The 18,826-nt window shown below is 45.9% G+C and carries 23 protein-coding genes; 4 read left to right on the top strand and 19 right to left on the bottom strand.

The genetic code is table 11. The features are described from left to right. Positions 1-30 precede the first annotated feature (30 nt). On the top strand, positions 31-1,812 hold the full coding sequence (locus DWZ67_RS03795; RefSeq protein WP_117713478.1) for a DUF3987 domain-containing protein: 1,782 nt from the start codon (positions 31-33) through the stop codon (positions 1,810-1,812). 135 nt (positions 1,813-1,947) lie between these two features. Here DWZ67_RS03795 and DWZ67_RS03790 read toward each other — a convergent pair whose 3' ends face one another. Next, a complete protein-coding gene (locus tag DWZ67_RS03790) occupies positions 1,948-2,166 on the bottom strand; it encodes a DUF4248 domain-containing protein (RefSeq protein WP_057087746.1) in 219 nt (72 codons plus the stop codon). 209 nt (positions 2,167-2,375) lie between these two features. Here DWZ67_RS03790 and DWZ67_RS03785 point away from each other — a divergent pair, with 209 nt between their 5' ends. The 3 genes from DWZ67_RS03785 to DWZ67_RS03780 are packed head-to-tail and all read left to right on the top strand — an operon-like array spanning position 2,376 to position 3,424. Then, the gene (locus DWZ67_RS03785) at positions 2,376-2,861 is read left to right on the top strand and encodes a DNA-binding protein (protein ID WP_009038578.1); all 486 of its coding nucleotides are present in this window, start codon (positions 2,376-2,378) and stop codon (positions 2,859-2,861) included. A 39-nt stretch (positions 2,862-2,900) separates the two neighbouring features. Then, a complete protein-coding gene (locus DWZ67_RS20650) occupies positions 2,901-3,008 on the top strand; it encodes a smalltalk protein (protein WP_005829485.1) in 108 nt (35 codons plus the stop codon). Positions 3,009-3,010: 2 nt separating this feature from the next. After that, positions 3,011-3,424 (top strand): N-acetylmuramoyl-L-alanine amidase, encoded by a 414-nt coding sequence (locus DWZ67_RS03780; protein WP_044468502.1) that lies wholly within the window; start codon positions 3,011-3,013, stop codon positions 3,422-3,424. Positions 3,425-3,437: 13 nt separating this feature from the next. On the opposite strand, the gene DWZ67_RS20035 is transcribed toward DWZ67_RS03780, so the two are convergent. The 18 genes from DWZ67_RS20035 to hydG form a co-directional block, all read right to left on the bottom strand. Further along, positions 3,438-3,575 (bottom strand): hypothetical protein, encoded by a 138-nt coding sequence (locus DWZ67_RS20035; RefSeq protein ID WP_165852453.1) that lies wholly within the window; start codon positions 3,573-3,575, stop codon positions 3,438-3,440. A gap of 104 nt (positions 3,576-3,679) precedes the next feature. Further along, positions 3,680-4,075, bottom strand: coding sequence for a HEPN domain-containing protein (locus tag DWZ67_RS03775; RefSeq protein WP_034529826.1), 396 nt, complete (start codon positions 4,073-4,075; stop codon positions 3,680-3,682). Further along, positions 4,075-4,398 (bottom strand): nucleotidyltransferase domain-containing protein, encoded by a 324-nt coding sequence (locus DWZ67_RS03770; RefSeq protein WP_371413541.1) that lies wholly within the window; start codon positions 4,396-4,398, stop codon positions 4,075-4,077. The genes DWZ67_RS03775 and DWZ67_RS03770 overlap by 1 nt, the downstream gene beginning before the upstream one ends. A 79-nt stretch (positions 4,399-4,477) precedes the next feature. Beyond that, positions 4,478-5,491 (bottom strand): pseudaminic acid synthase, encoded by a 1,014-nt coding sequence (pseI, locus tag DWZ67_RS03765; RefSeq protein WP_117681554.1) that lies wholly within the window; start codon positions 5,489-5,491, stop codon positions 4,478-4,480. Beyond that, the gene (pseG, locus tag DWZ67_RS03760) at positions 5,492-6,934 is read right to left on the bottom strand and encodes a UDP-2,4-diacetamido-2,4,6-trideoxy-beta-L-altropyranose hydrolase (protein WP_120138155.1); all 1,443 of its coding nucleotides are present in this window, start codon (positions 6,932-6,934) and stop codon (positions 5,492-5,494) included. A gap of 47 nt (positions 6,935-6,981) precedes the next feature. Next, positions 6,982-7,293, bottom strand: a complete 312-nt coding sequence (locus tag DWZ67_RS03755) for a DUF6922 domain-containing protein (protein ID WP_081028963.1) — start codon at positions 7,291-7,293, stop codon at positions 6,982-6,984. 63 nt (positions 7,294-7,356) lie between these two features. Continuing rightward, the gene (locus DWZ67_RS03750) at positions 7,357-7,650 is read right to left on the bottom strand and encodes a nucleotidyltransferase family protein (protein WP_117713476.1); all 294 of its coding nucleotides are present in this window, start codon (positions 7,648-7,650) and stop codon (positions 7,357-7,359) included. 73 nt (positions 7,651-7,723) lie between these two features. Next, positions 7,724-9,031: an aminotransferase class III-fold pyridoxal phosphate-dependent enzyme gene (locus tag DWZ67_RS03745; RefSeq protein WP_057255971.1), complete on the bottom strand. Its 1,308-nt coding sequence runs from the start codon at positions 9,029-9,031 to the stop codon at positions 7,724-7,726. Between the two features lie 11 nt (positions 9,032-9,042). Then, complete coding sequence (locus DWZ67_RS03740) at positions 9,043-9,798, bottom strand: cytidylyltransferase domain-containing protein (RefSeq protein WP_057255973.1); 756 nt, start codon at positions 9,796-9,798, stop codon at positions 9,043-9,045. After that, entirely contained in the window at positions 9,795-10,658 is an 864-nt protein-coding gene (locus DWZ67_RS03735; protein ID WP_057255975.1) for an aldo/keto reductase, read from the bottom strand. The genes DWZ67_RS03740 and DWZ67_RS03735 overlap by 4 nt, the downstream gene beginning before the upstream one ends. Then, complete coding sequence (gene pseC / locus DWZ67_RS03730) at positions 10,655-11,818, bottom strand: UDP-4-amino-4,6-dideoxy-N-acetyl-beta-L-altrosamine transaminase (RefSeq protein WP_057255976.1); 1,164 nt, start codon at positions 11,816-11,818, stop codon at positions 10,655-10,657. Before pseC ends, DWZ67_RS03735 begins: the two co-directional genes overlap by 4 nt. Beyond that, complete coding sequence (gene pseB, locus DWZ67_RS03725) at positions 11,815-12,837, bottom strand: UDP-N-acetylglucosamine 4,6-dehydratase (inverting) (RefSeq protein ID WP_057255978.1); 1,023 nt, start codon at positions 12,835-12,837, stop codon at positions 11,815-11,817. The genes pseC and pseB overlap by 4 nt, the downstream gene beginning before the upstream one ends. A 15-nt stretch (positions 12,838-12,852) precedes the next feature. Further along, positions 12,853-13,341: a UpxZ family transcription anti-terminator antagonist gene (locus tag DWZ67_RS03720; protein WP_117713475.1), complete on the bottom strand. Its 489-nt coding sequence runs from the start codon at positions 13,339-13,341 to the stop codon at positions 12,853-12,855. A 35-nt stretch (positions 13,342-13,376) separates the two neighbouring features. Next, positions 13,377-13,913, bottom strand: coding sequence for a UpxY family transcription antiterminator (locus tag DWZ67_RS03715; protein ID WP_005825336.1), 537 nt, complete (start codon positions 13,911-13,913; stop codon positions 13,377-13,379). 542 nt (positions 13,914-14,455) lie between these two features. Continuing rightward, complete coding sequence (locus DWZ67_RS03710; protein WP_117713474.1) at positions 14,456-15,565, bottom strand: PspC domain-containing protein; 1,110 nt, start codon at positions 15,563-15,565, stop codon at positions 14,456-14,458. Positions 15,566-15,647: 82 nt separating this feature from the next. Then, a complete protein-coding gene (locus tag DWZ67_RS03705; RefSeq protein WP_005825341.1) occupies positions 15,648-15,974 on the bottom strand; it encodes a PadR family transcriptional regulator in 327 nt (108 codons plus the stop codon). A gap of 222 nt (positions 15,975-16,196) precedes the next feature. After that, entirely contained in the window at positions 16,197-17,387 is a 1,191-nt protein-coding gene (gene hydF / locus DWZ67_RS03700) for a [FeFe] hydrogenase H-cluster maturation GTPase HydF (protein ID WP_120138154.1), read from the bottom strand. 11 nt (positions 17,388-17,398) lie between these two features. After that, positions 17,399-18,817 carry a [FeFe] hydrogenase H-cluster radical SAM maturase HydG gene (gene hydG, locus DWZ67_RS03695; RefSeq protein ID WP_057255986.1) on the bottom strand — a complete coding sequence of 473 codons (1,419 nt, stop codon included), beginning with the start codon at positions 18,815-18,817 and terminating at the stop codon, positions 17,399-17,401. Positions 18,818-18,826: the final 9 nt, after the last annotated feature.

The following is an 18,826-nucleotide window of genomic DNA, read 5'->3' as shown; positions in this document are numbered from 1 at the left end:
TAAATCATAAACTATAAATCAAAAATTCCAATGGAATCAATCTCATCACTACATCTCCTGGCCGAAGCCGTAAGGAGTGCGGGAGCCGACATTGCTCCCACTTATCAAGAGTATATCCAACTGGCCTTTGCCATTGCCAACGACTGCGGCGAAGCAGGCCGTCCTGATTTTCTGGCTCTGTGCAGCCCGTCTCCGAAGTACGACCCGCAAGCGGCCGACAAGCTCTTCAGCAATGCACTGAAGACCGGACGCAACGACGTGCACATAGGCTCCGTATTCCACCTGGCCGAGCTTTGCGGCGTAAAGGTACATCCGGAAACTCCGCCCGCCATTGGTACACTTGGTACACAAGGTTCACCCGGCTCTTCTTCCTCACACACACGCGTACGCGAGGACGACCCTGCGCCCGACAGCGATCCGCTGGCGCCCCTGCCCACTTTCGACGAACGCATCCATTGGCCCCATCCGCTGGAGTGCATCGCAAAATGCGGTACCTCCCGTGCTCAATACGACGTGCTTCTGCTGGGGGCCATCACCGTGCTGGGTGCCGGTATGGGACAGCATGTGCGAAGTTCCTATGGCGGAAAAATGATGTCGCCCTGCCTGCAAACCTTTGTGGTGGCACCGCCCGCATCGGGCAAGGGTGTGCTGTCGCTGGTGCGCCTGCTGGCCGAACCCATACACGATGAAATACGCAAGCAGGTGGCCGAAGGCATGGCATGCTACCGCCGTGAAAAAGCAAAGTACGACACACTGGGCAAAGAACGCGGGAAAACCGAAACTCCCGTGATGCCGGCCAACAAGATGTTCCTCATATCGGGCAACAATACCGGAACGGGCATCCTGCAAAACCTGATGGACTCTGACGGCACCGGCCTGATATGCGAAAGCGAAGCCGATACCATCTCCACCGCCATCGGCTCGGAGTACGGACACTGGAGCGACACCATGCGCAAAGCCTTCGACCACGACCGGCTGTCGTACAACCGGCGCACCGACCAAGAATACCGCGAAGTGAAAAAGACTTATCTTTCCGTACTTCTGTCGGGCACTCCGGCACAGGTGAAACCGCTGATACCCACTTCGGAAAACGGGCTCTTCTCTCGCCAAATTTTCTACTACATGCCTGCCATACACCACTGGCAAAACCAGTTCGACCGCAACGACAGCGACCTCGAAGAAACCTTCACCGCATTGGCCCTGGAGTGGAAGGACAAGCTGAAGGCCATTGTCATGGGCGGGCTGTTCACCCTGCGCCTCACCGACGGCCAGAAGAAGGAATTCAACCAACTGTTTTCCAACCTCTTCGTGCGCTCCGGACTGGCCAACGGCAACGAGATGTCGAGCAGCGTGGCACGTCTGGCTATCAACATCTGCCGCATCATGGAAGTGGTGGCCATGCTCCGTGTGCTGGAGCAGGGAGAGATAGCCTCCTCGCCTCACGTATCGCCCGACCGGGGCACCTCTCCGGATAATCTGAAAGACCGCATCATCACTCTTTGGGACCTCTACATCACCCCCGACGACTTTCATGCCGTGCTTTCACTGGCCGAGAGCCTTTACCGGCACACCACCCACATCCTCTCCTTCCTGCCCAAGACCGAAGTGACAAGCCGCGGCAATGCCGACCGGGATGCGCTGGTAGGCAGTATGGAGGAAGAATTCACACGGGCCTCTTTCCTGCAGAAAGCCGAAGCAATGGGCATCAAGCCCGAAACGGCCTCCACCTGGCTGAAGCGTATGCAGAAGCACGGGCTGGTGGAAAGCGTGGATGGCAAGGGCACTTACCACAAACCAACGCAGAGAGGATGAAGAATATGAATGCCGAAACACCTTATATACGCGCACCCGTGTGTGAAGCAAAGGGACGAATGAACCTCTGTACCAAGTGTACCAACCTCAGGTTTACGCTTCCCAAGCTGACCTTTACGTTGCCCAACCTCAGGTTTAAGGTTCTCCAAGTGCAGCCACTATCAGCCTCACCTGGGCAGGCGTATAGGAGCGTGAACGGGAAGAACCGCCCAAGGCGGAAAGCCCGTCACGCAGGTCGGGACAAAGGTCTATCCAGTGTTTCAGTTTGCGGAAGGCAGCTTCCGGACAAAGATTGGGGCAATAGATTTGGGCCAATTCGGTACGCCCGTATGTACGTATGACAAAACAATCCATAGTTGACAGTTATGATTTATATTTCATCAAAAGTAACCATAAATCATGACATTATCAAACATACAAGCGTAAATAACCAACTAAAACCGACCGAAACTGACCGGAACCGACCGGAACCGACAAACGCCCGTATCCACACCCTTATCTTTGCATCGTTGAGTTCAACACAGCAAACGTTTTTATCTTTTAACCTTTAATTTTTAATCCGTATGATTCGTTACAAAAAGTATCAAGTGACGGGCGAAGACAGCCCACTGAAAGGCCTCTGGTATGCACGCCCCGTAATCGAAGAAACCTTCGACATCGAAAAGCTGGCCAAGCACATGTCCAATCACAACACCCCCTATTCGAGTGGTGTCATCAAGGGAGTACTGGCCGACATGGTTTCCTGCACCAAGGAGCTGATTCTGGACGGCAAGAACGTGAAACTGGACGACCTTGCCATCTTCTCCGTAGGAATCGTCAGCAAGAAAGGGGCGCAATCTGCTGCCGACTTCTCGCTGGCCAACAACGTGAAGGGGCTGAAGCTCCGCGCCCGTGCCACCGGCGAACTGAGTAATGCCCAAATCAACCTGGATGGACAGCTGAAGGAATCTTCCCTGTACACCGTAGGCGGAAAAGCTCCCGATGGCAGTGGTTCCGACGGCGGTTCCGGAGGAAGTGACGGTGATCAAGGCGAGAATCCGTTAGGATGAGAATAATTACAAATTACTAATTATCAATTACCAATCATCATGAGTGAAGACAAAAAGTCAAAATCCGTGTGGGGCATTGTCCTCAAAGTAATCATCACCGTAGCTACCGCCATAGCGGGAGCTTTAGGTCTGGGCGCTTGCAAATAGCCATGCGTACGATTACCCTGCTCATTGTTCATTGCTCAGCCACGCCTCAAGGCGTGGCCCTGGGCTTTGAGGATTGCCGCCGCGACCACATCCACCACCGCGGCTTCCGTGACATCGGCTATCATTTCTATCTGACCCGCAACGGCGAAATACACCGCGGCCGCCCGTTGGAAAAAATAGGTGCGCATTGCCTCAATCACAACCGCCACTCCATCGGCATCTGTTACGAAGGAGGGTTGGATGCCGAAGGCTGTCCTGCTGATACCCGCACTTTGGAGCAGAAGGCTTCGTTGCTGGCACTGCTACGCGAGTTGAAACGCATCTTTCCACGGGCACTGATTATTGGACATCACGACTTGAATCCGGTGAAAGCTTGTCCGTGCTTCGATGCGGAAAGGGAGTATAGGGGGCTGTAAAAGGCTCCCTTTTTTATTCTATATCCAAAATCATCAACCCCATGCGCACTTCTTTATTGGGGATATCCAGCGTATAAAGATGTGTAAGCGGAGAATAATTCTTTATCGTCACATACCCGCTTTGGTAAAGCAATGGGGTGATATTTGTCATTCGTTCCGTAGGGGCATTGTTTACTTGCAAAGGAACAAAATCTGTTCGTATTTTGCTAACGAAGGGGGATGAAAGATACTAAAAAAAGAGGGGAAGAAGGAAATCTATTTTTCTGTAATCAATCTATCAACTTCACTTATCAAAAATGAAATCTGAGGGTACAAATTATCAATTTCATCTTTGGTAAACTCTTTGAAATCATCATAATCACTTGACTGCCTTTTATCGTAAATTTTAGAAAAGATGCGCCCGCATTCAGACGACAACAAATTCGTCTTTACAAAATGAAGTCCAAAAGCTTGTCGAACTCCCATGTGACTTTTCACTTCAATTCCATGCAAAATCAACAATGCTGAAACCATATGAAAACAAGCGTAATACATCCTATTTACAGCAGAATTCCATAGTTCATTATCTATCAAGACATCAACATCATGCATCAAGTCACATGCCTTTTGACGCCTATAATTGACAATATCACGCTTTATATCCTCTTCCATCACAGCAACACACCATCTTTCATTACATTATAATAAAATACAGTCTTTCTCTTTGCTGCCTCCCAAGCTTTACGAGTCATCACAATCGGGCTAATAATAGTACCTGTTTCTATTTCCAAATCATATATTGGAGCAGTAATGACATCCTCCTCCATAGGAGAAACTGTATCTTTATCCACTAAAATCAGAATATCAATGTCACTATTCTGTTTTGCCTCTCCACGTGCCTCAGAACCATAAAGAATAGTCTGAGAGTTGGGAGCAACACTCTTTATCATATATTTCAGACGCTTCACCAATTCCTTGCGATTCATATAGACTATGTTTTTAGTGTTTAGACTACCGCAAAGATAGTTTTATTTTTAAGAATTGCAGTAACAATATTCTCTTTTTTGATGACCTCTAACTATTCACGAACTCCCATGCAAATCTCGTTCCTTTCTCCAAATCCTGATTTACTTTCTTTCCCAATATATCTTTCAGATACTTAGGGTGCAAACCGAAGCCCGGACGAACGGAGCGAACGTTCTGCTCTGTAATCACTTCTCCGGCTTTCATATCCTCGGCTACATAGAGCGAACGGGAGAACTCCCTTCCCGACTTCATCTTATCAGTAAGTTCATACGATACTGAGCCGATAGCCGCTTCGGCCATGCGTATATCTTTCACCATTTGGGCAAACTCCTGCTCGTTCATTGAGAATGAGGCATCGGGGCCGCCAATACTACGGTCGATAATAAAATGCTTTTCAATCATGGTTGCACCTTGTGTCACAGCCACTACGGCAGACACACTGCCAATGGTATGATCGGACAAACCGGACTTCACTCCATAGCGCTCGGCTAAATCCTTTATCATGCACAGATTGGCTTCCTCAATGGGGGCAGGATAAGAGGAGGTGCATTTCAACAGCGTAATATCATCATTGCCCGCCGCACGGCAAGTATCTACAGCCAACTGAATGTCTTCTTCAGTGGCAATGCCGGTAGACATCACCATCGGTTTCATCTTCTTGGCGGCATACTCTATCAAAGGAATATCCGTAATTTCAAAAGAGGCAATCTTATAAATAGGGTTGCCCAAGGACTCCAAGAAATCTACCGCAGTTTTATCAAACGGTGATGAAAAACAGATAAGTCCTTCCTCCTTGGCCACACGAAACAATTCTTCGTGCCACTCCCAAGGGGTATAGGCTTGCTTATAAAGATCGTACAAACGAGTTCCATCCCAGATTGTACCTTGCTTAATCTTAAAATCATCAGCACGGCAATCCACCGTTATAGTGTCAGCCGTATAAGTTTGCAACTTTACGGCATCGGCACCGGATTTCTTGGCAGCAACGATAGTATCTATAGCTATTTGCTTATTTCCATTATGATTAGCAGATAATTCTGCTATTATCATTACCTTACTCATCTATTTGTTCAAGTCTTTAATTAAATAATCATATTCATCATCATTGGATATTTGTCTATACCCCAATTTCAAATGAAAGTGCAACGACCGGCTATTACTCCTCAATACCTTTGCCATAACAGAAGTCACCTGCTGTTCCTGAAGAAATTCAGACAAGGTGTTTTCAATCAACACAGCATCTCCATTTCCCCAAAACTCCGGCAATATAAATAGCCCGCGCTCCAAATGCGTGGCTGAACTATATTCTATATTTACAGAACCAAGAAGTTGTTCTTCCCGATAAACGGCCATATATATCTTCTTATACTGAACACTCAGGCTGTCTACAAACTTCAGGTGGGATTCCCAAAGAATAGGCTCCGTATGCGCCATTTGAATACGCACCTTTTCTTCATTTCTTGCCTGCCATATCAATAATTGCTTGTCTTTATCCAAAATTCTATAATCAACAAATTTCAGTCCATTCTTCTTTATCTCTATAGGAACAAACATATTTTGAAACAGCCTTCTATAACGCAATGACACTAAAGAAAAATCCATTGTATGCAAAGAATTGATTTTTTCTACAATCAAAGAATAATTCATCTCTGCAAAGTCCAAATTCAACAAGTTCCCCAAAGGATATATTAAATTATTTGCGGCATATTCAGCATAAACTTCCTTTTGGTTGTCTACATAATATCCGGCAACAACGGGTAATTGTTGGGACAATGCTTCCAAGCACACTGTGCTGGTCGGCACAAAAGCAATATCTGATTGTCTAAAGAGCTCTGACATCTCGGATGCAGACAAATTGTGCTGATAAGAAACCTTTGAAGAGCAATGCAATGTATCCAATTGGTATTTATCACCTACTATCGCAATTATCTGTTTCACAGTCTTTTCTTTTTGCAAAAAAGATACAAAGCGAGTGGTCAAATCATTCTTGTCGGAACCACCAAAACAGACAATGGCTTTTTCTATCTTTCTATTTTTCCGCTGTATTTGTGGCAATTGTAGAAACGGCAAGCGCAACAGTGCCCAAGCATAACCCAAGCACAACTGCGTGTAAGGTTCTGTACTAAATAAATTTCCATTGGTTATTCCGTGATTAATCACAACATCGGCCACATAGTGCTTGTCGTACATATCGTCAATGCACACCAGGCGACAGCCTTTTTGCTTGATGGCACGCTGGTAATCGGTAGTGAAGAAATAATTGTCGAGCACCACGATTTCATCACCTTGCAGATGGGAAAGGAAATCAGCAGAATGCGTTTCTTCCTGCAAGGGGATGAAAGGACATACCTTCTCCATCTCCTCTACTTGATAAGGGGTAGGATGACAAGTAAAAAAGGTACAATCGAAATCATCCTTTAACATATCGGCCAAAGCCAAGGTACGGATAAAATGGCCGTAACCGATAGTAGCGCTTGCATCGGCACGGAAGTAGATTTTTCTCAAGGAAGGGAAATGAATTAAATTGAAATTATTGGAAATTCTTCACCACATCAGGCACAAGAGTTCCAGAGTGTGGGCTTCGACTGTGCCGTATGATAACATCTATATTCTTCTTTTGACGTGCCGGACAAGAGGCAAATATAAGAAAGACAAACCGGATCAAGTGTCCGCATCTGCTTACATAACTCTACAATGCGATGCAAACCATAATACGCACGTATCAAACGCCAATCATCAAGATTGCCATACTCAAGTACTCGCTGAACCACTTGTTGAGGGCAGGCATCCATAGAAGCTTGAGACATATCAATGTCCCAGTACAAAAAGGGTGACAACTTACTCAAGCATTCTTTTTCGTCCATATAGAGTTTCTTTTGCTACAAAAAAACAAATGAAGAAAACATCAAAAGAAGAATGCTTCTTTTTTATGCATAAATGCCTTCCTCCATAATGTTCTGTCTCAATATTCCGTCCATATCTTCACGCAATCTTACGATATCTACCGCGCAGCCAAATAAGAGTTGAAGCTCTTCTTTAATATGAACCAAACTGAACATGCTGGGTGTTTGCAATTCAATACAAACATCCACATCGCTCTCCGCCGTCTGTTCACCACGTGCCACGGAGCCAAATATTCCCATACGCATAATGCCATATTTATAGGCATTTTCAGCCATATATTTACGTAGAAGAGCAATGTATTCAGACGTTGTTTTCATGCTTTTGCTATTTTATCTTAACCTTTTATGGTCTAAAAAATAAGATTTTTAAATAACAAAACCACATTTCAAATCAATTCAAACGTTTGAATCCGGATTGACAAACGGGACCTTCCAATGCTTTCATTACATCACGACCATCTTCAAACTCACGGATTTGGGCAAAAACCTTATCCAATTCATAGAAATATCCGTCTATGATTTCAGGTGTATGGGCAATGCAAGTGTACATACTTGTCCCTGCCAAATATCCCTTTTTCAGCATTTCTTGAGTGACAAAAGTCTTATATGCTAGATAATTCTTGCTCTTGAAGGTATAGCCGGCTAAAGCAGGAATACCCCATTGTTCTATTTGTAGGCCATATTTATCAGCCAGCTCCTGCCAACGTTTCTTGTTGTCGTTACCTATCTCAGTAATAATTTCCCAAGATTTGGTACGTTCCATAACTTTCAAAGCTGCCAATGCAGCAGTCGGGCCGATACGTTCCGTCCAGAATGTACTGCTAATCCATGAACCTTGCGCAGCTTCCATGATATTCTTTCTTCCGACAACTGCACAGATACCATAACCATTACCCAACGTCTTACTGAAAATGGCCATATCCGGTTCAACACCGTATTTAAGATATAAGCCACCGAAAGTTTCACGGAATCCACTCGTACATTCATCGAAAATGAGTACGATGCCACGTTCAGTAGCAAGATTTCGGACTTTCTGCAGGAAATTGTCTTCCGGACCGAAGTTACGGCACACCTCCATCTTGATGGCTGCCAAATCGGGGTTCTTATTCACTATATCAAGTAATTCATCAAAATTATTATAATGAAAAGGTATGGAAGTTCCACGTAACCCCCTGGGTACACCGTCAGTCGGAATGCCAGGAAGAAGATGACCAGCAAGTGCATCCGATTCGCCAAGGTTTACTGAAACATACCAGTCGTGCCAACCGTGGTAACCACAAATAGCTACTTTATCTTTGCCTGAGAAGGCACGGGCAATACGTACACAAACGGCATTGGCCTCGCCGCCACCACGTGTATAGCGAACACCGCTAGCCCAAGGATTCAATTCAATCATTCTTTCTGCCAAATATACTTCTTCAGGGCAATTAAAAGTGGTCAAATTTCCGTCTTTAACTACTTTCATGACAGCTTCATCCACTTCATCATTGGCATAGCCAAGAGTATTAGTGCCAACGCCCATCAAGAAACAGTCATAATAATGATTACCGTCAAGATCCCATACTTCACATCCCTTTGATTTACTGAAATATGAAGGCCAGTTCTCAGGCAACAGTTGTTCAGGTCTCTTTGATAACAACATGGTTCCACCTGGAATCATCTGTTTTGCTTTCTTGTAAAGGTCTTGTCCTTTTCCCATAATAAAATTAATTAATCGTTCAATAATGACTTGTCATAGCCTTCATTACGAGAGTAGTGTTGGTTTATGGCTTTTATGTTTTCATGAGAATCGAGATAAGCTACATAGTCCGCACAACTTTTCTCTATACCCAATTGCTCTATCAGGTTCTTCACCAATGCAAAGTCATCAGGAGTATCTACTGTTATGCGCTCTTTTGACCAATCCTCATCATTAGCTACATTTATGGATTTGAATAGCTTACCTCCCTTGACTGTCGAGTTTTTCCAGATGTACGGCGTGACATGCTCACGTTCGCTCTGCAAAGCTGCCTCTTGCCACGCTCTTTCCAAAACAGAATATTTAAATACTTCCACATCCATTCCATCCGGATAAGTCAGCATCAAAGTATTGGATACATAATCGCACCCTGATTCAATACAAGCTGCAATTGTCTTGTCAATTATCTCAGGATCTATCAAAGGACAATCTGAAGTAATACGAACCACATAATCAGGATGTTCTGGCTTTGCTGTTTGATAGAAACGGTCCAATACATCATTGACTGAACCTTGATAGGATTCAACACCTACTTTGTCGGCAATGTTGATAATATATTCGGCACCTTCTTCCGTGGTCGTAGCCACTTTTAGTTTCGAGATAAGTTTTGATTGCAGAATACGGTGTAAATGGATTTCCAACAAGGTCATTCCACACACCTCTTTCAAGATTTTGGCCGGTAAACGGGTAGAACCATAACGGGCCTGAGTTATTGCTAATATTTTCATTTCCAATTCACTGGGTTTAATAGTTCTTTTTCTGATACGTTGATTGATGAAATAAAATCAATATCTTCCTGCCGAAGCCCATTTTGTAAAGCATCAACATTTGCTTGCAATTGCTGACAATTATCCACTCCTATAAGAACTCCATCAATATTTGGATGAGAAACTACATAGTTCAAAGCCAGCTGTTCCATAGAAATACCACTGATGCCACAATATTCATGCAGTTTCTCCAAATATTTTTTCATTGGCAGCAACTTGTCTGTCAATTTACGCACGTTTTTAAAAAAAAGTCCCTGCAGAAACACCGAGCGAGTGTGTATCTCTACTCCGCATTGTTTGAGATAGAGAAGATAGGTATCAAACTGACGATCAAAGAGATTATAAGGAAACTGCAGAACGTCAAATACAACCTCATTATCCAGCAAATATTGCAGTTGATCAGTATTATAGAGTGAAAAACCTATTTTATCTATCTTTCCCTCTGCTTTGAGATCTTTCATTTTTTCCCATAATTGCGGATGAGACTGATAGAACTCGAAATGATGTACAAGATATCCATATAACTTCTTCTGTTGGAGTTTCTCTAAAGAAGAAGCAAATATGGCAGCAACACTATTTTCGGACTGAGGGTATTTGGAGATAATATGAAACTGAAGGTTATTCTCTGAAAGCGATTTACCTAATACGCTTTCACTGGTTCCGTAAGCAGAAGATGTATCAATTTTCTTAATTCCACTCTCTTTTGCCAATTGCAGAATCTTATTGACCTCACTCTGCTGAACTTGCCCAGACTGATTATTGACGCCATAATCAAGCCCGAACTGTACCGTACCGAGAACAAGTTTATTTGCGTAATTCATTTTGTTACAAATTCAATCACTTTCTCTATTACATATCCTTGCTCCTCATCCGTCAGCGTGGGATACATCGGCAGACTCAAACAGTGCTCGTAATACTCTTCCACTACAGGCAAGTCTCCTTTCTTATTACCCAACTGCTGATAGTAAGGCATCAGATGGAGAGGGGCATAATGCACCTGAGCATAAACATTGTTTTCGTGCAGGTAATTGTAAAGACCTAAACGGTTGGCTACCTGAATGACATAGAGATGATAGGCATGATAAGCATCGGCAGCATTGAATGGAGTCTTGATGCCATCTATTCCGGAAAACGCTTCATTATAGCGTTTCACGATTTCATGGCGGCGTTCAAGACCTGCTTTCGCACGCTCTAACTGAGAAATACCCAATGCAGCCTGAAAATCAGTCAGCCGGTAATTGTAGCCTAACTCCTGCATCTCGTAATACCAACCACCCTGATGCTCGTGCAGCAAAGCGGGGTCTTTGGTGATGCCGTGGGTACGGAACAGACAGAGTTTGTCGTAAAGCTCCTTGCTGTTGGTGGTAACCATTCCACCCTCGCCCGTAGCAATATGCTTCACAGGGTGGAAGGAGAACACGGCGAGGTCGGCAAAATTGCCATTGCCGCAGTATTGTTCGTTTCCTTTTTTATCCAGAAAATATCCTCCGGGAGCATGGCAGGCGTCTTCGAGAATCCATAGGCCGTATTCGTCGGCCAGTTTCTTAAATGCTTCCATATCCAAAGGATAGCCCGCAAAATCAACGGGAACAATGCCTTTGTAAGTGCCGCGGGGGGCAGCCTTTAGCATGGCCTCCAATTTGTGGATATCCATGAGGTAGGTATCCTTGTCGATATCACAGAACACCACCTCGCCACCGCAATAACGGATGCAGTTGGCACTGGCAGCAAAAGTCATCGGGGTGACGATAACCTTATCTCCGGGCTTTACGCCCAGAGCCGTAGCAGAAAGGTGCAGTCCGGAAGTGGCATTGTTTACGGCTACGGCAAACTTGGCGCCTACATATCCGGCAAACTTCGTTTCAAATTCTTTTATTTTGGGACCTTGCGTCAAGTAATCGCTCTTCAAGGTCTCGATAACTGCCCGGATATCCTCGTCGGTGATATGCTGGCGGCCGTAAGGAATAGGCTTTGCGGTCATTTCACCTCAAAATTAGGGTCGACGTATTTCTTGATGTTCTCGCGCATGGACTCTACGGTTTCCCAGTCTACATTGTTGTCGCTGCTGTAGTGAAAGCCGTCGGGCACGGGCACTGCATTGTGATGCTTGAGATACGTCTCACGATTGTGCTTATAGGATACAGAGGGAAGGATGACGTAATACCGGCCCAAGTCTATCGTATCGAGGGCATCGGTCACCGTAATCATCTCTTCGTGCAGCTTCTCGCCCGGACGGATGCCCACTTCTACTTGCGGCAGATTGGGAGCGATGGCGGTGGCTATATCTTTGATGCGGTAGGAAGGAATCTTCGGAATGAAGATTTCACCGCCCAGATGATGGCCGATGGCATACATCACCAGTGCCACACCGGCTTCGAGCGAGATGTTGAAGCGGGTCATGCGCATATCGGTAATGGGGAGCTCGGTAGCTCCGCTGTCGCGCTTATTGATAAAGAAGGGAATCACGGAACCGCGGGAGCCCATCACATTGCCATAGCGAACCACGGAGAAGCGGATGTCCTTGGAACCGCTGATGTTGTTGGCAGCAGTAAAGAGCTTGTCCGATGTGAGCTTGGTGGCGCCGTAAAGGTTGATAGGGGCACAAGCCTTGTCGGTGGAGAGTGCCACTACGTGTTGAACACCGGTAGCAAGGGCGGCTTTAATCACGTTCTGCGCACCGTGCACATTGGTTTTAATGCATTCTTCAGGATTGTATTCAGCGGTATCTACCTGCTTGATGGCAGCTGCATGGATAATCACATCCACTCCTTCGCAAGCACGCGTCAAGCGTTCGAGGTCGCGAACATCACCGATGAAGTAGCGCATCTGCGGATAGTTTTTCTCAGAATACTTCTGCTTCAGCTCGAATTGTTTCAGCTCATCGCGAGAGTAAATAATGATTTTCTTTACTTGAGGATAATCACGAAGTATGGTTTCCACAAACTTCTTGCCGAAGGAACCTGTTCCTCCGGTAATCAATACGGATTTGTTATTAAGCATTATAGTGTAACTTGTTTATTCATCTATGTATTCCCATGGATAGGGATTGTCTACCACGTTCTGAAATTCAGCAATGGCTTCCTGCTGCTCGGGAGTGAGTGACGCAGAATCCCAGGAGGCTATAATGGCGCGGGCTTCGTCGGCCAAAGACTCGTCGAACACTTCACCGTAACAGGCGGTAAGCAGGCGGAGCTTCAGTAAGGAAGCGGGAAGGGCATCGAGCACATCCCAACAACAGTCCAGCACTTTCTGGACATGCCGCTGCTTTTCGCCATGGTCCACAAAAGAGGCGCTGTAACCCATAAGAAGGGCAAGACAGACATTTGCCTGCTCGTCGATGGTAGTGCCTTTTACACCCGACCGGTACAAAGCCATGGTAAGACGGTAGACCTCACCGTTCCGCCGTGACAAGTCATCGCTATAGACGGGACTGCCGTCCATACCCAAATACATCAGTTCGTGCGCAGCACGCTGAAGAGTGATTGCTTCTTCGGAAAGAGACATAAGCAATTATAGAATTAAGAATTAAAAATTAAAGTTCAGCCGATTACTTCTATAAGATCGGGATGGATAGTGGCCATGGCAACAGCTATGACACCTTGTATTTCGATAACCACGCGACGGTCACGTGCGCCTTTCACCTTCAGAAACACACCCTCTTGCCCCTCAAATTCACCGCCGGTAATCCGGACTTTGGTACCTTTGGACAAGTTCAATTCATCCGGTTGAAAATAAAGAAGATGATCATCGTAAGTGCCGGATACGGCAATGAAACGCTGCATCTGACCGTCTGGGACAATAATCTTCTGCCCACTGCGGGTATCGGTGATATATTGCAGATAAGTGACTTGAGATTTTACACGCTGCACATCGGAAGGACGGGCATGGACAAAAAGCAGATTATGAACGACCGGAACCAGAGCACGGACTTTTTTCCCTTTTTTTATACATATCTTGTATTGCATAGGAATGAAACAGCCCAAATTTTCTTTCTTGAGCAGATGCATGGCATCCGGTTCTCTGCGGTAGGTGGCACGCATAGCATACCAGATTTCGACCTCTTTCTCTATTCCCATTTTTATGCTTTTGTTCAGACAAGGGTGTTCTCCTGGGGCTTTGAACCTCTTGCATACACTTGAAATTCAATTACTTGCGGACACTTTATGTAGAATACGACAAGCTTTATGCCCTTCTTGTCAACAGATTTTTTGCAGTCATTCATTACCTGTCAGGTAAAATGCTGTAAACGAATCTATTGCAAGCAAAAAGCGTTCAATAGACGTTCGTTTTTTGAACGTCAATATTTAAGAAAACTAAAGAGGGAAGATTACTTAAAAATTAGTAAAAGGAAGAAGTTAGAGAAATACAATGCAATAGGCTTACTGACAAAGTATTATACTCACTAAAAAGAAATTTATAGAATATTTTTATTAAACATTTTGCGAGATTCAAAAATACACGTTATCTTTGCGTTCATTAAACGAACGTTTAAAAAACACCTTTTCCAAACGAAATATTCCACTGTATAACAAATAATTACATTGAAATAAAAAATATCGTGTTTATAGAAATCAGATTCCTACAAACACGATATCAATTAAAAAAGAAATTACTATTCTCAGAAGTTAAAGATACCCAATTCCGGGAAAGTAGCCCCTTGCACTGCAAAACAGATTCCGAAGCAAGCCGCACTTACAATCCAAAGAATAACCAGCGTCCACTTCAAACCGGAATTCATCGGCTGCCATTTGAATATCTGACTGAAGATGGCCCATACAAGACTGACCAAAGGAATTCCTACCAGCAAGATTCCTGCAATGTACATCACAATGGCAGACAACGGAGAAGTAGGCAGTACCACATCAGCCATCGGGAAAAAGGAAATGAGAGCCGCACCGCCACCAACAGCCACCGCTATCGCAGCAAACAACAACGCCACAAATACCACTCCAAATACAAACAGTACCGGACTGCAGATAATGGCAAATATCACCAGACAGATTTTCAAGAACCAGCCGACAATCATCACCAATGCATCTCCCAACTTCTGCAAGAAAGTACGGGGTTTGTCCGACCTCATATAATCATTCACCCCATTGGCAACCTTCTCAAAACCGTCCGTCACCGTCTTTCCGATATTCTCTACCGTAACGGCCTCGCCACGCATACTCAACTTCTCGGCTGCTGTGCGGGCTTCCGGTATAACCAGCCAACACACGATATAGACCGGTATCAATGTCCCTACCCCACAAATCAAGATGACAAGCAGTAACAGTCGAAGTAAAGTTACATCCCATCCCAGGTAGGCAGCCATTCCACTGATGACACCACCCAGCATTTTGTCATCCGGATTGCGGTATAGACGACGGCGTGTAGTGCCATAAGCGGTATTGCTGTTCCAAGCACCGGCACCATAGCCGCCCCCGGCACTCGTGCTGCCGGAATCGGCACTAGCACTCTCTCCTTCCGCCTCCATATCTTCCGGCTTTCCCATGCGGGCAATCACCTCTTCCACATCGGCTATCGTGATTACTTGCGAACCGGCCGACAATTTCTCGGCAAAGAGTTCGGAAATGCGGCGTTCTATATCATCTACAATCTCGTCGGCACCGGCTTCCTTACGGAAGTGTATCTTGAGATTACTCAGATAATTATCCAAAAGGCGGTATGCGTCATCATCAATATTAAAAACGGTTCCACCTAAATTTACAGTTAATGTCTTTTTCATAACACACTATTTATTTACAATTTGACTATTTACGATTTACTATTTACCATTCGGCGAATGCAGCATATTCTCTGTGGTCATTTCAAGAATTGCTAATGTGATTCACCGTCTCGTTCAACTCTTTCCAGGATGTTTCCAGTTCACCGAGAAAGACTTCTCCTTTTTCCGTCAACCGGTAATATTTACGGGGAGGACCTTGTGTAGACTCAATCCATTCATACCCCAAAAGGTCGTCGTTCTTCAAACGAGTGAGCAACGGATAAAGTGTACCTTCCACCACAATCAGTCTGGCTTCTTTCAACTTCTGAATGATATCCGAAGCATAAGCCGGCTCTTTGTGAAGCAGCAGCATGATGCAATATTCAAGCATGCCCTTGCGCATTTGCGACTTTACATTGTTTACATCCATAATAGTATTTACTATTTGACAATTTACGATTTACTATTTGGCTGCGCAATAGAGTAATGAGTGTCCTTATTCATTCTATTGTTGTTCCTTGTATGGCACAAATATATGTATTATACCAGTACCTTGCATTACAAAGTACTTTATATTAAACATTATTAACAAGAAAAGTAGTTCACGCTACTCTATAACATCAGTAACGTGAACAGAGAGGAAGAGGGATATTTACCGATGGATAACAATTTTATCCAATATACCGGTCAGACTCGCAATTGCTACTCCGTAGTTGGTTATGGGGATGTGCTGTGCGTGGGCATGGGCTATACGATTGAGAACGTACTTCCGGTTGAACATGCAAGCGCCGCAATGGATAATTAAATCATATCGGAACAAGTCTTTGGGAAAGTCATTTCCAGATACAAAGTCTATCTGCAATTCCTCGCCGATGCGCTTTCGTAACAGGCGGGGAATTTTGACGGTGCCGATGTCCTCGGTCAGCGGGGCGTGGGTGCAGGCTTCGGCTATCAGTACACGCGATTGGGGTGTCAGGCTATGAATAGCGGCAGCTCCCTCTACAAAGGCATTGATGTCTCCTTTGTAACCGGCAAAAAGAACCGAGAAGGAAGTAAGACTACTCTCGGCAGGCTTTTGTTGATAGACGATGGGGAACACCTGAGAGTCTGTGATTATCAGCTTAGGCGGACGGACAAGGGCTTGCAGGGAGGCTTGCAGCTTGTCGGTGGTGCAGCTCATCACTAAGCACTTTTTATCCAACAGTTCGCGGATGGTCTGCACTTGCGGAAGAATGAGACGACCTTTGGGGGCTTGTATATCCTGGGGCATCACCAGCAGGACGACATCTCCTTCACTTACCCAATTGCCCGTGATAGTCTGCTCACCAAAATTCTCGGGAAGCTTTTCGAGAATAGCATCGAAAATGCCTTGAATGCCGGTACCCTCTTTGGCACTGACCACAACGGGAGCCTGCCCGCATTCCTTTTCAATCCGAAGCACCACGGAAGCGGTGTCTTGACGGGAATCGGCTTTATTCAGTATCAGTATCACGGGGATTTCGCGCGCAGCCAGTAGCTTTAGCCATTGCTGTTCCAGCGTTCCGTCAGCTTCATAAAGCAAGAGGGCGATGTCCGCTTTCTCCACCGTCTTTAAGGTACGCTCCACGCGCATACCGCCCAGTTCGCCTTCGTCGTCATCAAAACCGGGGGTATCGATAAAGAGGCACGGGCCCAAAGGATATACTTCCATGGCTTTGGTTACGGGATCGGTAGTAGTGCCGGGCGTTGCGGATACCAATGCCGTGTCTTGCCCGGTCAAGGCATTGACAAGGCTGGACTTTCCGCTGTTCCGTCGTCCAAAGACGGCAATGTGCAGGCGGTTGGAACGAGGTGTATTATTCATAAATCCGAAATCTAAAATCTAAAGTCTCTTTTCCCCTCCCCTATCTCCTGAAGATTACGTTCGGCTATCGCCCGTATCTTGGGGTTCGGGATATGCTCCATCTCCTCACGAATCAGCTGTATGCCCTTCTCCTTGGTTTCGGAGGAGGCATAGTCCTCCAGATATTCTTTTAATGTCATCAGTGCATTGGGCTGGCAGCAGTTTGCTATCTGTCCGCGCTTGACGAGCGACATGAAGCGGTCTCCGGTACGTCCCTCGCGATAGCAGGCGGTGCAGAAGCTGGGGATATGCCCCAGGTCGAGCAGCCAACTCACCACTTCATCCAGCGTGCGCCGGTCGCTCACATCGAATTGGGAGGAATCTTCCTCTTTGGCTTCCGGCACGGCATAGCCTCCCACGCTGGTGCGCGAACCGCCGCTTATCTGCGAAACGCCCAGTTCGAGCACCCGACGGCGTACGGCTTCCGACTCACGGGTGGAAATAATCATTCCCGTATAAGGCACCGCAATGCGGGTAACCGCCACAATACGGCAGAACATCTCATCCGAGATGGCATCGGGAAAATCCTCGGTCGAAATATCATCTGCCGGACAAATGCGCGGTACGCTGATGGTATGCGGACCCACGCCAAAGGTAGCTTCCAGATGTTCGGCATGCATCAGCAATCCTACGAAGTCGTAGCGATAGGTATTCAGACCAAACAATACACCGATACCTACATCGTCGATGCCACCCTCCATAGCGCGGTCCATCGCTTCGGTGTGGTAGGCATAATTACTTTTCGGTCCCGTGGGATGCAAGGCTTCGTAATGCTCTTTGCTGTAAGTCTCCTGAAAAAGGATATAAGTGCCGATACCTGCCTCTTTCAGCAACCGATAGTTTTCCACTGTAGTGGCGGCTATGTTGACATTCACCCGGCGGATGGCCCCGTTCTTGTGGTGGATGCTGTAGATGGTGCGGATAGACTCTAAGATATAGTCGATAGGGTTGTTTCGAGGGTCTTCTCCGGCTTCCAGCGCCAGGCGTTTATGTCCCATGTCCTGCAAGGCGATAACCTCGCGGCGTATCTCCTCTTGCGAGAGTTTCTTGCGGGGGATGGTACGGTTCTTGGCATGATACGGGCAATAGACGCAACCGTTCACGCAATAGTTGGAAAGGTAAAGCGGGGCAAACATCACAATGCGGTTGCCATAGAATTTCCGTTTGATTTCACGTGCCAGACGATAGATGCGCTGCACCAGTTCCGGCTCGTCACATTCCAGCAGCAGGGCCGCCTCCCGATGGGAAAGCCCCTGGCACAAAGCAGCCTTGTCAATCAAACTTTCAATGAGCGGACGGTTGTTGCGGTTTGCCTGCGCATACTCCAATGTATCCAATATCTCCTGGTGATTGATGAATTCTTCTGCTTGTCTTGACTTTATGTTATACACTTCGTAAAT

This window comes from Bacteroides sp. AF34-31BH, assembly GCF_003602795.1.
GTDB classification, from domain to species: Bacteria; Bacteroidota; Bacteroidia; order Bacteroidales; family Bacteroidaceae; genus Bacteroides; species Bacteroides uniformis.
This window is presented reverse-complemented; position numbering and strand designations above follow the sequence as displayed.

What these genes read in the sequence shown, in the direction of transcription:
- DWZ67_RS03795 (WP_117713478.1), top strand. Translation starts at nt 31, where the DNA reads ATGGAATCAATCTCATCACTACATCTCCTGGCCGAAGCCGTAAGGAGT.
- DWZ67_RS03790 (WP_057087746.1), bottom strand. Translation starts at nt 2,166, where the DNA reads ATGGATTGTTTTGTCATACGTACATACGGGCGTACCGAATTGGCCCAA.
- DWZ67_RS03785 (WP_009038578.1), top strand. Translation starts at nt 2,376, where the DNA reads ATGATTCGTTACAAAAAGTATCAAGTGACGGGCGAAGACAGCCCACTG.
- DWZ67_RS20650 (WP_005829485.1), top strand. Translation starts at nt 2,901, where the DNA reads ATGAGTGAAGACAAAAAGTCAAAATCCGTGTGGGGCATTGTCCTCAAA.
- DWZ67_RS03780 (WP_044468502.1), top strand. Translation starts at nt 3,011, where the DNA reads ATGCGTACGATTACCCTGCTCATTGTTCATTGCTCAGCCACGCCTCAA.
- DWZ67_RS20035 (WP_165852453.1), bottom strand. Translation starts at nt 3,575, where the DNA reads ATGACAAATATCACCCCATTGCTTTACCAAAGCGGGTATGTGACGATA.
- DWZ67_RS03775 (WP_034529826.1), bottom strand. Translation starts at nt 4,075, where the DNA reads ATGGAAGAGGATATAAAGCGTGATATTGTCAATTATAGGCGTCAAAAG.
- pseI (WP_117681554.1), bottom strand. Translation starts at nt 5,491, where the DNA reads ATGAGTAAGGTAATGATAATAGCAGAATTATCTGCTAATCATAATGGA.
- DWZ67_RS03755 (WP_081028963.1), bottom strand. Translation starts at nt 7,293, where the DNA reads ATGGACGAAAAAGAATGCTTGAGTAAGTTGTCACCCTTTTTGTACTGG.
- DWZ67_RS03750 (WP_117713476.1), bottom strand. Translation starts at nt 7,650, where the DNA reads ATGAAAACAACGTCTGAATACATTGCTCTTCTACGTAAATATATGGCT.
- DWZ67_RS03745 (WP_057255971.1), bottom strand. Translation starts at nt 9,031, where the DNA reads ATGGGAAAAGGACAAGACCTTTACAAGAAAGCAAAACAGATGATTCCA.
- DWZ67_RS03740 (WP_057255973.1), bottom strand. Translation starts at nt 9,798, where the DNA reads ATGAAAATATTAGCAATAACTCAGGCCCGTTATGGTTCTACCCGTTTA.
- DWZ67_RS03735 (WP_057255975.1), bottom strand. Translation starts at nt 10,658, where the DNA reads ATGAATTACGCAAATAAACTTGTTCTCGGTACGGTACAGTTCGGGCTT.
- pseC (WP_057255976.1), bottom strand. Translation starts at nt 11,818, where the DNA reads ATGACCGCAAAGCCTATTCCTTACGGCCGCCAGCATATCACCGACGAG.
- pseB (WP_057255978.1), bottom strand. Translation starts at nt 12,837, where the DNA reads ATGCTTAATAACAAATCCGTATTGATTACCGGAGGAACAGGTTCCTTC.
- DWZ67_RS03720 (WP_117713475.1), bottom strand. Translation starts at nt 13,341, where the DNA reads ATGTCTCTTTCCGAAGAAGCAATCACTCTTCAGCGTGCTGCGCACGAA.
- DWZ67_RS03715 (WP_005825336.1), bottom strand. Translation starts at nt 13,913, where the DNA reads ATGGGAATAGAGAAAGAGGTCGAAATCTGGTATGCTATGCGTGCCACC.
- DWZ67_RS03710 (WP_117713474.1), bottom strand. Translation starts at nt 15,565, where the DNA reads ATGAAAAAGACATTAACTGTAAATTTAGGTGGAACCGTTTTTAATATT.
- DWZ67_RS03705 (WP_005825341.1), bottom strand. Translation starts at nt 15,974, where the DNA reads ATGGATGTAAACAATGTAAAGTCGCAAATGCGCAAGGGCATGCTTGAA.
- hydF (WP_120138154.1), bottom strand. Translation starts at nt 17,387, where the DNA reads ATGAATAATACACCTCGTTCCAACCGCCTGCACATTGCCGTCTTTGGA.